12 protein-coding genes are annotated in these 14429 nt (G+C 63.3%); 9 read left to right on the top strand and 3 right to left on the bottom strand.

From position 1 onward, the window contains the following. Positions 1–219: 219 nt before the first annotated feature. From N5C91_RS24955 to N5C91_RS24975, 5 genes are all read left to right on the top strand, one after another. A complete protein-coding gene (locus N5C91_RS24955) occupies positions 220–2142 on the top strand; it encodes a PrkA family serine protein kinase (RefSeq protein ID WP_236172634.1) in 1923 nt (640 codons plus the stop codon). A gap of 103 nt (positions 2143–2245) precedes the next feature. Next, positions 2246–3517: a YeaH/YhbH family protein gene (locus N5C91_RS24960; RefSeq protein WP_054908024.1), complete on the top strand. Its 1272-nt coding sequence runs from the start codon at positions 2246–2248 to the stop codon at positions 3515–3517. After that, positions 3514–5067, top strand: coding sequence for a SpoVR family protein (locus N5C91_RS24965; protein ID WP_236172635.1), 1554 nt, complete (start codon positions 3514–3516; stop codon positions 5065–5067). The genes N5C91_RS24960 and N5C91_RS24965 overlap by 4 nt, the downstream gene beginning before the upstream one ends. A gap of 58 nt (positions 5068–5125) precedes the next feature. Next, the gene (locus N5C91_RS24970; RefSeq protein ID WP_279832822.1) at positions 5126–5635 is read left to right on the top strand and encodes a hypothetical protein; all 510 of its coding nucleotides are present in this window, start codon (positions 5126–5128) and stop codon (positions 5633–5635) included. Between the two features lie 161 nt (positions 5636–5796). Continuing rightward, a complete protein-coding gene (locus tag N5C91_RS24975; RefSeq protein ID WP_279832749.1) occupies positions 5797–7026 on the top strand; it encodes a multifunctional CCA addition/repair protein in 1230 nt (409 codons plus the stop codon). Positions 7027–7135: 109 nt separating this feature from the next. Here the strand turns inward: N5C91_RS24975 and folK are convergent, their stop codons facing one another. Beyond that, a complete protein-coding gene (gene folK / locus N5C91_RS24980) occupies positions 7136–7672 on the bottom strand; it encodes a 2-amino-4-hydroxy-6-hydroxymethyldihydropteridine diphosphokinase (RefSeq protein WP_279832751.1) in 537 nt (178 codons plus the stop codon). Then, the gene (gene folB, locus N5C91_RS24985) at positions 7663–8016 is read right to left on the bottom strand and encodes a dihydroneopterin aldolase (RefSeq protein WP_015475255.1); all 354 of its coding nucleotides are present in this window, start codon (positions 8014–8016) and stop codon (positions 7663–7665) included. The genes folK and folB overlap by 10 nt, the downstream gene beginning before the upstream one ends. A gap of 80 nt (positions 8017–8096) precedes the next feature. On the opposite strand from folB, the gene plsY reads away from it, so the two are divergent. Further along, positions 8097–8666, top strand: a complete 570-nt coding sequence (plsY, locus tag N5C91_RS24990; RefSeq protein ID WP_236172639.1) for a glycerol-3-phosphate 1-O-acyltransferase PlsY — start codon at positions 8097–8099, stop codon at positions 8664–8666. 94 nt (positions 8667–8760) lie between these two features. On the opposite strand, the gene tsaD is transcribed toward plsY, so the two are convergent. Continuing rightward, positions 8761–9786, bottom strand: a complete 1026-nt coding sequence (gene tsaD / locus N5C91_RS24995) for a tRNA (adenosine(37)-N6)-threonylcarbamoyltransferase complex transferase subunit TsaD (RefSeq protein ID WP_279832753.1) — start codon at positions 9784–9786, stop codon at positions 8761–8763. 200 nt (positions 9787–9986) lie between these two features. On the opposite strand from tsaD, the gene rpsU reads away from it, so the two are divergent. The 3 genes from rpsU to rpoD all read left to right on the top strand — a co-directional run bounded on the left by rpsU (position 9987) and on the right by rpoD (position 14359). Further along, complete coding sequence (gene rpsU, locus N5C91_RS25000) at positions 9987–10202, top strand: 30S ribosomal protein S21 (protein WP_003085057.1); 216 nt, start codon at positions 9987–9989, stop codon at positions 10200–10202. A gap of 200 nt (positions 10203–10402) precedes the next feature. Beyond that, a complete protein-coding gene (gene dnaG, locus N5C91_RS25005) occupies positions 10403–12427 on the top strand; it encodes a DNA primase (RefSeq protein WP_279832755.1) in 2025 nt (674 codons plus the stop codon). Positions 12428–12505: 78 nt separating this feature from the next. After that, a complete protein-coding gene (gene rpoD, locus N5C91_RS25010) occupies positions 12506–14359 on the top strand; it encodes an RNA polymerase sigma factor RpoD (protein WP_054908018.1) in 1854 nt (617 codons plus the stop codon). Positions 14360–14429 lie beyond the last annotated feature (70 nt).

Consider the following 14429-nt stretch of genomic DNA (forward strand, 5'->3'; position numbering starts at 1 on the left):
ACCCTGAAGAACGAACTATCCTTTCCCTCAGGCCATCCAAAAAAGGGAGAGCCGGCACACCGGCTTCCGGTTAATCGGCAGTGACCATTGGGGCGGATCAGGGCAGTGGCCAGGTTCCGTTGGAGTTCTGGGGGATTCTCGCCGGCAACACTGGCAGCCCGACCGCACCCGCACTAGACCGATCCGGCGCCGGCTCCATGCATCGAGCGAGGAGACGTCATGAGCATTTTCAGTCACTTCCAGGAACGCTTCGAAGCGACCCGCCAAGAGGAATACTCCCTGCAGGAGTACCTGGATCTCTGCAAGCAGGACAAGATCGCCTACGCCACCGCCGCCGAGCGGATGCTGATGGCCATTGGCGAACCGGAACTTGCGGATACATCCGTCGATTCCCGTCTGTCACGCATCTTTTCCAACAAGGTGATCCGCCGCTATCCGGCCTTTGCCGACTTCCATGGCATGGAAGAGTGCATCGACCAGATCGTCTCGTTCTTCCGCCATGCCGCTCAGGGCCTGGAGGAGAAGAAACAGATCCTTTACCTGCTGGGCCCGGTCGGTGGCGGTAAATCCTCCCTCGCCGAAAAACTCAAGCAGCTGATGGAGCACGTGCCCTTCTATGCCATCAAGGGTTCGCCGGTGTTCGAATCGCCCCTCGGGCTGTTCAACCCCGACGAGGACGGCGCCATCCTCGAGGAAGACTATGGCATCCCGCGCCGCTACCTTCGCTCGGTGATGTCTCCCTGGGCAACCAAACGACTCAATGAATTTGGCGGCGACATCAGCCAGTTCCGCGTGGTCAAGCTGCACCCCTCGATCCTCAACCAGATCGCCATCGCCAAGACCGAACCCGGCGACGAGAACAACCAGGACATCTCCGCGCTGGTCGGCAAGGTGGATATCCGCAAGCTGGAAGAATTCCCGCAGAACGACGCTGACGCCTACAGCTACTCGGGCGCGCTGTGCCGGGCCAACCAGGGCCTGATGGAATTCGTCGAGATGTTCAAGGCGCCGATCAAGGTCCTGCACCCCCTGCTCACCGCAACCCAGGAAGGCAACTACAACAGTACCGAGGGCCTCGGCTCCCTGCCCTACAGCGGCATCATTCTCGCCCACTCCAACGAATCGGAATGGCACAGCTTCCGCAACAACAAGAACAACGAGGCCTTCATCGACCGGATCTACATCGTCAAGGTGCCCTACTGCCTGCGCGTTTCCGACGAGATCAAGATCTACGACAAGCTGCTGATCAACAGCTCCCTGGCGCACGCCCACTGCGCGCCGGACACCCTGAAGATGCTCTCGCAGTTCTCCGTGCTGTCACGCCTGAAGGAGCCGGAAAACTCCAACATCTACTCGAAGATGCGTGTCTACGACGGTGAAAACCTCAAGGACACCGATCCCAAGGCCAAGTCGATCCAGGAATACCGCGACACCGCCGGCGTAGACGAAGGCATGTCCGGGCTTTCCACCCGTTTCGCCTTCAAGATCCTCTCCAAGGTGTTCAACTTCGACCCGCATGAAGTCGCCGCCAACCCGGTGCACCTGCTCTACGTACTGGAACAGCAGATCGAGCAGGAACAGTTCCCGCCGGAGACCCGCGAGCGCTACCTGCGCTTCCTCAAGGAATACCTGGCGCCACGCTATGTCGAGTTCATCGGCAAGGAAATCCAGACTGCGTACCTGGAGTCCTACAGCGAATACGGTCAGAACATCTTCGACCGCTACGTGCTGTACGCCGACTTCTGGATTCAGGACCAGGAATACCGCGACCCGGAAACCGGCGAGATCCTCAACCGCGCTGCCCTCAACGAGGAACTGGAGAAGATCGAGAAACCGGCGGGCATCAGCAATCCGAAGGACTTCCGCAACGAGATCGTCAACTTCGTCCTGCGCGCCCGTGCCGGCAACAACGGCAAGAACCCCAGCTGGCTGTCGTACGAGAAGCTGCGCGTGGTGATCGAGAAGAAAATGTTCTCCAACACCGAGGACCTGCTGCCGGTCATCAGCTTCAACGCCAAGGCGAGCAAGGAGGATCAGCAGAAGCACAACGACTTCGTCAAACGCATGGTCGAGCGCGGCTACACCGAGAAGCAGGTGCGCCTGCTGTCGGAATGGTATCTGCGGGTTCGCAAGTCGCAGTAGTCTGCCATCGGCGCGGCGGGATTCCCCGCCGCGCCGGTCGCCGTCGCATTCGGACCTGTCCGAGGCGGTCGTTCCGCTTCGCAGCAGGCCCTGAGGAGCATTCATGAGCTACGTCATCGACCGGCGTCTGAACGGCAAGAACAAGAGCACGGTGAACCGCCAGCGCTTCCTGCGGCGTTACCGCGAACACATCAAGAAGGCCGTCGAAGAGGCCGTCAGCCGCCGCTCCATCACCGACATGGAACACGGCGAGCAGATCAGCATCCCCGGCCGCGATATCGACGAACCGGTCCTCCACCACGGCCGCGGCGGCAAGCAGACCGTCGTTCATCCCGGCAACAAGGAATTCACGACCGGCGAACACATTCCCCGTCCCCAGGGTGGTGGCGGTGGTCGTGGCGCCGGCAAGGCCAGCAACCAGGGTGAGGGGATGGACGAATTCGTCTTCCAGATCACCCAGGAGGAGTTCCTCGACTTCATGTTCGAGGACCTCGAACTGCCCAACCTGATCAAGCGGCATCTCACCGGCAGCGACACCTTCAAGACCGTACGCGCCGGCATCAGCAACGAGGGCAACCCGTCGCGCATCAATATTGTCCGCACGCTGCGCTCGGCCCACGCCCGGCGCATCGCCCTGTCCGGCTCCACCCGCGGCAAGCTGCGGGCCGCGGTGGCGGAACTGGATCGCCTAAAGCGCGAAGAACCGGACAACCTCGGCGACATCCAGGAGCTGGAGCAGAAGATCGCCGGCATGCGCGCGCGCATCGACAAGGTACCGTTCCTCGACACCTTCGACCTCAAGTACAACTTGCTGGTCAAGCAACCCAACCCGACCTCCAAGGCCGTGATGTTCTGCCTGATGGACGTGTCCGGCTCCATGACCCAGGCCACCAAGGACATCGCCAAGCGCTTCTTCATCCTGCTCTACCTGTTCCTCAAGCGGAACTACGAGAAGATCGAAGTGGTGTTCATCCGCCACCACACCAGCGCCCGCGAAGTGGACGAGGAAGAATTCTTCTATTCCCGCGAGACTGGCGGCACCATCGTTTCCAGCGCGCTCAAGCTGATGCAGGAAGTGATGGCCGAGCGTTATCCCACCAATGAATGGAACATCTACGCCGCCCAGGCCTCGGACGGCGACAACTGGAACGACGACTCGCCGGTCTGCCGCGACATCCTGATGAAGCAGATCATGCCGTTCGTCCAGTACTACACCTACGTCGAGATCACCCCGCGTGAGCACCAGGCGCTGTGGTTCGAATACGAGAAGATCCGCGACACCTTCGAAGACAGCTTCGCCCAGCAGCAGATCGTCTCCGCCTCGGACATCTACCCGGTGTTCCGCGAGCTGTTCCAGAGGAGGCTCGTCGCATGAGCAAGCGCCAGCCGATCGCCACCGGCTCGGAGTGGACCTTCGAGCTGATCCAGCAATACGACCGCGAGATCAGTCGGCTCGCCGAGCGCTATGCGCTGGACACCTATCCCAACCAGATCGAAGTGATCACCGCCGAGCAGATGATGGATGCCTATGCCTCCGTCGGCATGCCCATCGGCTACAGCCATTGGTCCTACGGCAAGCACTTCCTCAGCACGGAAAAGAACTACAAGCGCGGCCAGATGGGCCTGGCCTACGAGATCGTGATCAATTCCGACCCGTGCATCGCCTACCTGATGGAAGAGAACACCCAGTGCATGCAGGCGCTGGTGATCGCCCACGCCTGCTACGGGCACAACAGCTTCTTCAAGGGCAACTACCTGTTCCGCACCTGGACCGACGCCACTTCGATCATCGATTACCTGGTGTTCGCCAAGTCCTACATCAACAAGTGCGAGGAACGCTACGGCATCGACGCCGTGGAAGACCTGCTGGACTCCTGCCACGCCCTGATGAACTACGGCGTGGACCGCTACAAGCGGCCCTACCCGATCTCCGCCGAGGAAGAGAAGCAGCGCCAGAAGGAGCGCGAGGAGCAGATCCAGCGCCAGGTAAACGACCTCTGGCGGACCATTCCCAAGGCCAGCGGCAAGGACAAGGAACAGGGCCTGGCCCGCTATCCCAGCGAGCCGCAGGAAAACATCCTCTACTTCATCGAGAAGAACGCGCCGCTGCTGGAGCCTTGGCAGCGCGAGGTGGTGCGCATCGTGCGCAAGGTCGCGCAGTACTTCTACCCGCAGCGCCAGACCCAGGTGATGAACGAGGGCTGGGCGACCTTCTGGCACTACACCCTGATCAACGACCTGTACGACGAGGGCCTGGTCAGCGACGGCTTCATGATGGAGTTCCTCCAGTACCACACCAGCGTGGTCTACCAACCCGGCTTCGACAGCCCCTACTACAGCGGCATCAACCCCTACGCGCTGGGCTTCGCCATGTATCGCGACATCCGCCGCATCTGCGAGCACCCCACCGACGAGGACAAGCGCTGGTTCCCCGACATCGCCGGCAGCGACTGGCTGGCCACCATCAAGTTCGCCATGAAGAGCTTCAAGGACGAGAGCTTCGTCCTGCAGTTCCTCTCGCCCAAGGTGATTCGCGAATTCAAGCTGTTCAGCATCCTCGACGACGACCAGAAGGACGACATGCTGGTCGACGCCATCCACGACGACGACGGCTACCGCAAGATCCGTGAAACCCTGGCGGCGCAGTACAACCTCGGCAACCGCGAACCGAACATCCAGATCTGGGATGTCGACCGCCGCGGCGACCGCTCGCTGACCCTGCGCCACCAGCAGCACGACCGCAAACCGCTGGGCGAATCCACCGACGACGTGCTCAGGCACCTGCACCGTCTGTGGGGCTTCGACATCCACCTGGAAACCCTGCAGGGCGAGAACATCGTCAACACCTTCCACATGCCCCCAAAGGGTGAACGCGACAGCGAGGAGGGCTACCCGCGGCTCGACCTGATCATCCCACCCATTTGATCGGTTGACCGGAGCAGCAGGCGTGACAAGCATGGCGACAACTCCGCTGGAGACCGCCATGCGTCTGTTCGCCATTCTCCTGCTCTGCCTTGCTGTCGCGACCTGCAGCAACCCCGTCCCGCATGCCCAGGTCGCGCATCCCGCCGATGCGCGTCTGGCCGGATTGCGCGACTTCCAGCTGATGCCCCCGGAAAACGCCGTCGACGCCCTGCCCTACCGCAGCCGGTACCCGCTGATCAACGCCCAGGTACGCCAGGGCCTGATCGAGCGCGGCTACCGCGAGAGCGCGGCGCCGCAGTTGCGCGTCTACTACTGGCTGGCGCTGCAGGACGCACCGCTGGAATTCAAGGTCGATACCCCGCCGCCCAATCCGCTGGGGCCCTATCTCGCCATTCATCGACTGCGCGACGAGACCGGCACCCTGCGCCTGCGGCTGACCGACGCGCAGGAGCAAACGCTCTGGGAAGGCACCGTCAGCACCGGCCTGAGCCCCGCCCATGCGAGCGCGGCGCTGCTGCAGGACGCCATCGGCGCTCTCGTCCAGCAGATTCCCACCGCCGCGCCGTAATCCTGCGCCGCGTAGGAGCGGACTTCGTCCGCGATGATATCCGGCGCGATGCAAACCTATCGCGGACGGAGTCCGCTCCTACGAACACGCCCAACACCCCGCCACGCTTGCCCCACCCGCCACAAACCCCGAAGCTATCCCCCAGAACAGGAGACAGCTTCATGCAGATCTACAAGGTGGGCGGCGCCGTGCGCGATCGCCTGCTCGGCATTCCCTTCAGCGACACCGACTGGGTCGTGGTTGGTGCCAGCGCCGACGAGATGCTCGCCCAGGGCTACCGCCCGGTGGGCGCCGACTTCCCGGTGTTCCTCCACCCCAAGACCGGCGAGGAATACGCCCTCGCCCGCACCGAGCGCAAGAGCGGGCGCGGCTACGGCGGCTTCACCTTCCATGCCAGCCCCGACGTCACCCTGGAAGAAGACCTGATCCGCCGCGACCTGAGCATCAACGCCATGGCCGAGGACGATAACGGCCAGGTCATCGATCCCTACCACGGCCAGAAAGATCTCGAAGCTCGACTGCTGCGTCACGTCTCCCCGGCCTTCGCCGAAGACCCGCTGCGCGTACTGCGCGTAGCCCGCTTCGCCGCACGTTACACTCCACTGGGCTTCTCCGTGGCGCCGGAAACCCTGGCGCTGATGCGCGAGCTGTCGGAATCCGGCGAACTGCAAGCCCTGACCGCCGAGCGCAGCTGGAAGGAAATCTCCCGAGCCTTGATGGAGCCACGCCCGGATGTATTCATCCAGGTCCTGCGCGACTGTGGCGCACTGGCTGTGCTGATGCCGGAAGTCGACGCGCTGTTCGGGGTGCCGCAGCCGCCGCAGCACCACCCGGAAGTGGATACCGGCGAGCACGTGCTGGCCGTCCTGCGCGAATGCGCCAAACACGGACAACCGCTCAGCGTGCGCTGGGCGTGCCTGGTGCATGACGTTGGCAAGGGCGAAACGCGCCAGGAAGAATGGCCGAAGCACCACGCCCACGAACACCTGGGTCTGCCGCTGATCGACGCGATCAACGCGCGCTTCAAGGTCCCGCGGGACTGCCAGGAGCTGGCGCGGCTGGTCGGTGAGTTCCACACCCACTGCCACCGAGCACTGGAGCTGCGGCCGAGTACCATCCTGGAGTTGCTGCAATCCTTCGACGTCTACCGCCGGCCGCAGCGCTTCGAGGAATTCCTCGCCGCCAGCGAAATGGACGCTCGTGGCCGCCATGGACTGGAAGATCGCGACTACCCGCAGGCCGACTACCTGCGCGGCGCCGCGCAGGCCGCCCGCGCGGTCGCGGTGCAGCCGTTGCTGGAGAAAGGATACAAGGGCGCCGAGCTGGGCGAAGCGCTCAAGCGCGAGCGCCTGAGTGCCCTGAAGGCCTACAAGGAAAACCACGTCGTCTGAAACGGCGGATTGCTCTTCCTTGTAGGAGCGAGCTTGCTCGCGAACCCGCCCAGCGCTGGTTTCGCCGGAGACATCGTTCGCGAGCAAGCTCGCTCCTACAGAAAAGCCGTTACGGCACCCGGTGCGCCTGGATCAGCGCCGCTGGGGTCAGCTCCACGCCTCGCCACTGGAACGGTACCGGCCAGAGTTTTTGAGCAATCTGCGCGTCCGACCAGAGTTCGGCGAACGAACGCTGGGCCCCCGGATGCTTCACCTCAGGCGCCAGCAGCGCCAGCGGCCAGAGCACGAAGGCGTTCTTCAGCACTTCCGCGCGCGGCAACGTCAGGCCGTCGAACTCGCCGTGCAGGTCGCCATACAGCAACACGTCGATATCCAGCGGCAGGCCCTTGCGCTCCGGCGCATAGCGGCCGTTGTCCGCCTCGATGTGCTTGAGCCGCAGGCTCAGCTCGGCCAATGGCAGGTCAGTGCGCGCCACGATCACGAAGTTGTAGAAGGGACCGCTGCGGATACCCACCGGCTCGCTCTCGAACACCGGCGAACAGCGAATGTCCTCGAGGAATGCGTCCAGCGCTTCCAGCCCGGCGAGCAGGTGCTGCTCCCGGTCGAAGTTGCTGCCCAGCCCGAGGTAGACCGTCGTCAGCGGCATCCGCGTTCGATCTCCACACCTACGCCGATAGCGGCTGCAACGGCGCCGGGCTTGGTGACTTTCAGGCGCAGCCACTGGATACCGAACTCGGCCATCAGCAACTCGGCCAGGCGTTCGGCGAAGGTCTCCACCAGCTGGAAGTGTGCGTCACGGGCGAACGCCATGACCCGCTCGGAGAGCACGGCATAGTCCAGGGCCTTGGCGATATCGTCGTCGGCCGCCGCAGGGCGGTTGTCCCAGCCCAGCGTCAGGTCCAGGCGCAGGCACTGCCGGATACCCCGCTCCCAGTCGTAGACGCCAATCACGGTGTCCACTTCCAGCCCCTCGATGAAAACTCTGTCCACTGACTGCATGCTCCAAGGCGACACGACAAGCGGCCGGCACCCCGTTAGAATCGGAAACGACCTCGTCTCCGGTGGAAACCATGTTCTGGTTCTTGGCGATCCTCGCCTACCTGCTCGGATCACTGTCCTTCGCGGTACTCCTCAGTCGCCTGTTCGGCACCGCCGATCCGCGCGCCAGCGGCTCCGGCAACCCCGGTGCGACCAACATGCTGCGCCTGGCCGGCAGGAAGATCGCCATCCTCACCCTGCTTGGCGACCTCGCCAAGGGGCTCCTCCCGGTACTGGTCGCCCGGCTGCTCGGCCTGTCCGACGCGGAACAGGCCTGGGTCGGGCTGGCAGCAGTGATCGGTCACCTCTACCCGCTGTATTTCAACTTTCGCGGCGGCAAGGGCGTCGCCACCGCCGCCGGCATGCTGCTGGCGCTTTACCCGCCAGCGGCGCTGCTCGCGGCAGTCGCCTGGCTGGTGACTTTCAAGCTGTCGCGCACCAGCTCGCTCGCATCCCTGGTCGCCACGCCGCTGACCCTGCCGCTGCTGGCCTGGCAGGAGCCCTCGGCGCTGCTGCCGATGACCGTGCTTACCGGCCTGATCGTCTGGCGTCACCGCAGCAACCTGCGCGACCTGATCGCCGGGCGCGAACGTCACTTCTAGAGCTGCGAGCTTCCCGGCCCGCGTACCGCGCTGCAAGCGAAAAAACGGCGCATGCCGCTCAGAGCATGTGCCGCGTCGTTTGCAGCTGCATTATTCAGATCGCTGGCAGCGACTCCATTGGCCACCGCGCCTGGACGCCGATCGCCGGGCCGTCCTGTTGCCCCGCCACCAGCCGTTGGCAGCCAGCATAGGCGATCATCGCGCCGTTATCGGTGCAGAAGCGCGGGCGGGCGTAGAACACCTGGCCCTTCATCTCGCCGAGCATCTTTTCCAGGTGGCGGCGCAGGGCCTGGTTGGCACTGACACCACCGGCGATCACCAGGCTCTTCAGGTGAGTCTGCTTGAGCGCGCGCTTGCACTTGATGGTCAGGGTCTCGACCACCGCGGTCTGGAACGCCAGGGCTATGTCGCAGCGGGTCTGCTCGCTGTCGTCACCTTCGGCGACGCAGCGCTGCCAGGTGTTCAGGGCGAAAGTCTTGAGGCCGCTGAAGCTGAAATCCAGACCCGGACGGTCGGTCATCGGCCGCGGGAAGACGAAGCGGCCCGCGTTGCCACTCTCGGCGAGGCGTGCGATCTCCGGGCCACCGGGATAGGCCAGGCCGAGCAGTTTGGCGGTCTTGTCGAAGGCTTCGCCGGCAGCGTCGTCCACCGACTCGCCAAGCACCTGGTACTGGCCGATGCCATCCACCCGTACCAGCTGGGTGTGGCCGCCGGACACCAGCAAGGCGACGAACGGAAACTTCGGCGGCTGTTCTTCCAGCATCGGCGCCAGCAGATGGCCTTCCATATGGTGCACGCCGACAGCCGGTATGCCCCAGGCAAATGCCATGGCCTGGGCGCAGGATGCCCCGACCAGCAGCGCACCCACCAGCCCGGGGCCGGCGGTGTAGGCGATGGCGTCGATGTCGTCTGCGGTGCGGCCGGAGTCGTCCAGCACCTGGCGAATCAGCGGCAGCATGCGCTTGACGTGATCACGGGACGCCAGCTCGGGAACCACGCCGCCATATACGCGGTGCAGGTCGATCTGGCTGAACAGCGCGTCGGCCAGCAGGCCTTTTTCGCTGTCGTACAGGGCGACGCCGGTCTCGTCGCAGGAGGTTTCCAACCCCAGCACTAGCATGGGTTTGAGCCTTTACTCTGGGCAAAATTGAAGCCGCGCATCATAATCGCCGGCTGGGCTTCGGACCAGTGCTTTTCGATCGGAGGCTTTGCATTCCTCCTTCCGAACGTTTAATATCCGCAACCCTTGAAAACCGCCGACTCCGAACAACCGTCAGGAGCGCGATAAATCCTCCGGTAATCATTGAAGGTACGACCTGGATGCCCGCCGTCAAAGTTAAAGAGAACGAACCCTTCGACGTAGCTCTGCGTCGTTTCAAGCGCTCCTGCGAAAAAGCAGGCGTACTGGCCGAAGTCCGTAGCCGTGAGTTCTACGAAAAGCCGACCGCCGAGCGTAAGCGCAAGGCCGCTGCCGCTGTTAAGCGTCACGCCAAGAAAGTGCAGCGCGAACAGCGCCGCCGCGAGCGTCTGTACTGAGTTACAGCGCTTCGTCGCACGCTTTCCGCATCGCCCGGCCCACTCGCCGGGCGAGTGCCTGACCCAAGGCACCCCACTCCGATTCGCACTCGCGGACTTCGGAGTTTTTGCTTTTCAAGCCCCATGCTTAGTCTCAAGCCTCGCTCGCGGCTTCATCGCCCCGCGCTATGCTTGGGTCCACCCTGTGTCCCGATGAGTCTATGGCCGGCCTGATTCCACAATCCTTCATCGATGACCTGCTCAACCGCACCGATATTCTCGATGTGGTGAGTTCGCGCATCCAGCTGAAGAAGACCGGCAAGAACTACAGCGCCTGCTGCCCGTTCCACAAGGAGAAGACACCCTCCTTCACCGTCAGCCCGGACAAGCAGTTCTACTATTGCTTCGGCTGCGGCGCCGGCGGCAACGCGCTCGGCTTCATCATGGACCACGACCAGCTGGACTTCGTCCAGGCAGTCGAGGACCTGGCCAAGCGCGCCGGCATGGACATCCCCCGCGAGGAAGGCCGGCGCGGCAACAAGCCCCGACAACCGGTCGACTCGCCGCTGTACCCGCTGCTGGCCGCCTCCGCCGAGTTCTACCGCCAGGCATTGAAGAGCCACCCGGCACGCAAGGCCGCGGTGGAATACCTCAAGGGCCGCGGCCTGACAGGCGAAATCGCCCGCGACTTCGGCCTGGGCTTCGCCCCGCCAGGCTGGGACAACCTGCTGAAGAACCTGGGCGGCGACAACCTGCAACTCAAGGCCATGCTCGACGCCGGCCTGCTAGTGGAAAACCCCGACAGCGGCAAGCGCTACGACCGCTTCCGCGACCGGGTGATCTTCCCCATCCGCGACAGCCGCGGCCGGGTGATTGCCTTCGGCGGCCGGGTACTGGGCGACGACAAGCCGAAATACCTGAACTCGCCGGAAACCCCGGTCTTCCATAAAGGGCAGGAGCTCTACGGCCTGTATGAGGCACGGAAGAACAACCGGGATCTCGACGAGATCATGGTGGTCGAAGGCTACATGGACGTCATCGCGCTGGCGCAGCAAGGCATCCGCAATGCGGTCGCCACCCTGGGCACGGCCACCAGCGAAGAACACATCAAGCGGCTGTTCCGCATCGTGCCGAACATCCTCTTCTGCTTCGACGGCGACCAGGCCGGCCGCAACGCCGCCTGGCGCGCCCTGGAGTCGGCGCTGAGCAACCTGCAGGACGGGCGCAAGGTGCGCTTCCTGTTCCTGCCCGAAGGCGAAGACCCGGACAGCCTGGTGCGCGCCGAGGGCCCGGACGCCTTCCGTGCCCGCCTCGCTCACCAGGCACAACCGCTGGCGGACTATTTCTTCCAGCAACTGACCCAGGAAGCCGACCCCAGTACGCTGGAAGGCAAGGCGCACCTGGCGACACTGGCCGGGCCGCTGCTGGAAAAGATTCCCGGCAACACTCTGCGCCTGCTGATGCGCCAGCGCCTGGGCGAGATCACTGGCCTGTCCGCCGAAGCGCTCAGCCAGATCGGCGCACCACGCTCCGGCCTTGGCGGCCAGGGCAAGCCCAGCCATGCCGCCACTCCGGCGCAGGCGCACGGCACTAAACAGCACGCCCATGAGTACGCCGACTACGACATGAGCCAGTTCGCCGACCACGGCGACAACCATTATCAGGATGCTTCGAGCTACTTCGAGGCGCCCATGGAGTTTTCCGCCGGCAGCGGCGGCGCCAAGCAGGGCAAGAAGCCCTGGAAGGGCGAGCGCAAATGGGACGGCAAGGGCAAGAAAGGTGATTTTACCCCACGCCAGCCGCGCACCGAAATCAGCGTCGAATCACCGACCCTGACCGCACTGCGCACCCTGCTGCACCATCCTCAACTGGCGCAGAGCGTCGAGGATGCGAGCCACTTCTCCAATGAGGGACAGACCTATTCGCAACTGCTCGCCGCACTGGTCGAAGCATTGCAGAAGAATCCGAAACAGAGCTCGATGCACCTCATCGCGCGCTGGCACGGTACGCCCCAAGGGCGCCTGCTACAGGTGCTGGCGGGGAAAGAATGGCTGATCGACGACGGCAATCTTGAAAAGCAGTTCGTCGACACCATTACTACACTTGCACACAACCAACTGCACAGCAGCCGCGAAGCCCGCCTGCACAGTGTGCTGCGAAAGAACCCCAGTGAACTGACCGACGAAGAGAAAGCGTTACTGCGGGAGCACTACAGCACCCCCTCTTCAACAGGCAGCCAGAGCTGAACTGGCGCCTGGAGCCTCGAATCTGGTATAATCCTCGGCTTATTTCAGCCCGCCAAGACCTTCAGTGGATAGGGTGTTATGTCCGGAAAAGCGCAACAGCAATCTCGTCTCAAAGAGTTGATCACCCGTGGTCGTGAGCAGGGTTACCTGACTTACGCGGAGGTCAACGACCACCTGCCGGAGGATATCTCTGATCCGGAACAGGTAGAAGACATCATCCGCATGATCAACGACATGGGGATCAACGTATTCGAGACAGCCCCGGATGCGGATGCCCTGTTGCTGGCGGAAACCGATACCGATGAAGCTGCCGCCGAAGAAGCTGCTGCCGCCCTTGCCGCGGTAGAGAGCGACGTTGGCCGCACGACCGACCCGGTGCGCATGTACATGCGTGAAATGGGTACCGTGGAACTGCTGACCCGCGAAGGCGAGATCGAAATCGCCAAACGCATCGAGGAAGGCATCCGCGAGGTCATGAGCGCCATCGCCCAGTTCCCTGGCGCGGTGGACGGCATTCTCGAAGAGTACAACCGTATCGTTGCCGAAGGCGGCCGCCTGTCGGACGTTCTCAGCGGCTACATCGACCCGGATGACGGCACCCTGCCGGCCGAGGAAGTCGAGCCGGTCGGCCTGAAGGACGACGCCGAAGCCAAGGATAAGGACAAGGACGAAGAGGACGAAGAGTCCGACGGCGACAGCGAGGAAGAAGAAGGCGATGGCGGTCCGGATCCGGAAGAAGCCGCTCGTCGTTTCGGCGCCGTCTCCGAGCAGCTGGAGAAGGCCAAGAAGGCCCTGAAGAAGCACGGTCGTGGCAGCAAGCAGGCAACCGAAGAACTGGTCGCCCTGGCCGAGCTGTTCATGCCGATCAAGCTGGTGCCCAAGCAGTTCGACGTGCTGGTCGCCAAGGTCCGTGATGCGCTGGACAGCGTGCGCCGCCAGGAACGCGCCATCATGCAGCTGTGCGTGCGTGACGCCCGCATGCCGCGTGCCGACTTCCTGCGCCAGTTCCCCGGCCACGAAACCGACACCGCCTGGGTCGACTCCGTACTCAAGGGCAAGCCCAAGTACGCCGAGGCCATCGAGCGCCTGCGTGACGACATCCTGCGCAACCAGCAGAAGCTGGTCGACCTGGAAACCAGCTCGCAGCTGACCGTTGCCGAGATCAAGGACGTCAACCGCTCCATGTCCATCGGCGAGGCGAAAGCCCGTCGTGCGAAGAAGGAGATGGTCGAGGCGAACCTGCGTCTGGTGATCTCCATCGCCAAGAAGTACACCAACCGCGGCCTGCAGTTCCTCGACCTGATCCAGGAAGGCAACATCGGCCTGATGAAGGCGGTGGACAAGTTCGAATACCGTCGCGGCTACAAGTTCTCGACCTATGCCACCTGGTGGATCCGCCAGGCGATCACCCGTTCGATCGCCGACCAGGCCCGCACCATCCGTATTCCGGTGCACATGATCGAGACGATCAACAAGCTCAACCGTATCTCCCGCCAGATGCTGCAGGAGATGGGTCGCGAACCGACCCCGGAAGAGCTGGGCGAACGCATGGACATGCCGGAAGACAAGATCCGCAAGGTCCTGAAGATCGCCAAGGAACCGATCTCCATGGAAACGCCGATCGGTGACGACGAAGATTCGCACCTGGGCGACTTCATCGAGGACTCCACCATGCAGTCGCCGATCGAAGTGGCGACCAGCGAGAGCCTCAAGGAAGCCACCCGCGAAGTCCTCGCCGGCCTCACCGCTCGCGAAGCCAAGGTCCTGCGCATGCGCTTCGGCATCGACATGAATACCGACCACACCCTCGAGGAAGTCGGCAAGCAGTTCGATGTCACCCGTGAGCGTATCCGCCAGATCGAAGCCAAGGCGCTGCGCAAGCTGCGCCACCCGTCTCGAAGCGAGCATCTGCGCTCCTTCCTCGACGAGTAACGAAGAACCCCCGGCCAAAACCGGGGGTTTTTCTTTGGGTCTTCCACTGGGCAAAGTGCCACGTCTACAC

The organism is Pseudomonas sp. GD03903 (assembly GCF_029840045.1).
Taxonomy (GTDB): domain Bacteria; phylum Pseudomonadota; class Gammaproteobacteria; order Pseudomonadales; family Pseudomonadaceae; genus Pseudomonas; species Pseudomonas pseudonitroreducens.

Coding starts and splice junctions, on each gene's coding strand:
- N5C91_RS24955 (WP_236172634.1), top strand. CDS start 220: ATGAGCATTTTCAGTCACTTCCAGGAACGCTTCGAAGCGACCCGCCAA.
- N5C91_RS24960 (WP_054908024.1), top strand. CDS start 2,246: ATGAGCTACGTCATCGACCGGCGTCTGAACGGCAAGAACAAGAGCACG.
- N5C91_RS24965 (WP_236172635.1), top strand. CDS start 3,514: ATGAGCAAGCGCCAGCCGATCGCCACCGGCTCGGAGTGGACCTTCGAG.
- N5C91_RS24970 (WP_279832822.1), top strand. CDS start 5,126: ATGCGTCTGTTCGCCATTCTCCTGCTCTGCCTTGCTGTCGCGACCTGC.
- N5C91_RS24975 (WP_279832749.1), top strand. CDS start 5,797: ATGCAGATCTACAAGGTGGGCGGCGCCGTGCGCGATCGCCTGCTCGGC.
- folK (WP_279832751.1), bottom strand. CDS start 7,672: ATGCCGCTGACGACGGTCTACCTCGGGCTGGGCAGCAACTTCGACCGG.
- plsY (WP_236172639.1), top strand. CDS start 8,097: ATGTTCTGGTTCTTGGCGATCCTCGCCTACCTGCTCGGATCACTGTCC.
- tsaD (WP_279832753.1), bottom strand. CDS start 9,786: ATGCTAGTGCTGGGGTTGGAAACCTCCTGCGACGAGACCGGCGTCGCC.
- rpsU (WP_003085057.1), top strand. CDS start 9,987: ATGCCCGCCGTCAAAGTTAAAGAGAACGAACCCTTCGACGTAGCTCTG.
- dnaG (WP_279832755.1), top strand. CDS start 10,403: ATGGCCGGCCTGATTCCACAATCCTTCATCGATGACCTGCTCAACCGC.
- rpoD (WP_054908018.1), top strand. CDS start 12,506: ATGTCCGGAAAAGCGCAACAGCAATCTCGTCTCAAAGAGTTGATCACC.